Source organism: Actinomadura meridiana, assembly GCF_039537545.1.
Lineage (GTDB): Bacteria > Actinomycetota > Actinomycetes > Streptosporangiales > Streptosporangiaceae > Spirillospora > Spirillospora meridiana.
In genome coordinates this window covers 1-541 of record NZ_BAABAS010000040.1, presented here as the reverse complement: position 1 = coordinate 541, position 541 = coordinate 1, and the positions used below count along the sequence as shown (strand labels likewise).

Genomic DNA, 541 nt, shown 5'->3' with positions numbered 1-541 from the left:
GGATCGAGGACTCCGCGGGGATCGTCAAGGGTCTGCAGAGCCAACTGGACGGGCACAAGGGCCAGCTGATGTCCGGCTGGGCGGGTAACGCCGCGGTGTCCTTCGATCGGGTGTTCAACGAGTTCCAGACCGAGATGAACAAGGTTCGGACGGCGCTGGAGGGCATGCACCAGAAGCTCGTGCACACCAAGATCACGTACGAGAGCACGGAACAGGAGCAGCAGGACGCGGTCAACAAGATCAACCAGCTGCTCAACGGCGGCACCTGATCGGTTCACTTTCCTGTCATTCCTCTGACCGCAAAGGACTCTCACCGTGAGCGACAGCTACACAAAGGCCAATTTCGGCACGATGCAGCAGGCGCAGGCCGACTTCACGCTGGCCTACCGCGCCCTGGTCGATGAGCTCGACGACCTGGAGAAGAACCTGGAGCAGCACCTGTCTCAGTGGGAGGGCGGCGCGCAGTCGGCGTACTGGGACGCCAAGCGCCAGTGGGACTCGGCCGCCGCCCACATCGGGCAGGTCCTCAACCAGCTCGGCG

At 63.4% G+C, this 541-nt stretch carries 2 protein-coding genes; both read left to right on the top strand.

The genetic code is table 11. From position 1 onward, the window contains the following. Nucleotides 1-269, top strand: a 269-nt coding sequence (locus tag ABD808_RS38345; RefSeq protein WP_344908478.1) for a WXG100 family type VII secretion target, incomplete at its 5' end; no start/stop codon positions are given. 46 nt (nucleotides 270-315) lie between these two features. Next, nucleotides 316-541, top strand: a 226-nt coding sequence (locus ABD808_RS38340; RefSeq protein WP_344908474.1) for a WXG100 family type VII secretion target, incomplete at its 3' end; no start/stop codon positions are given.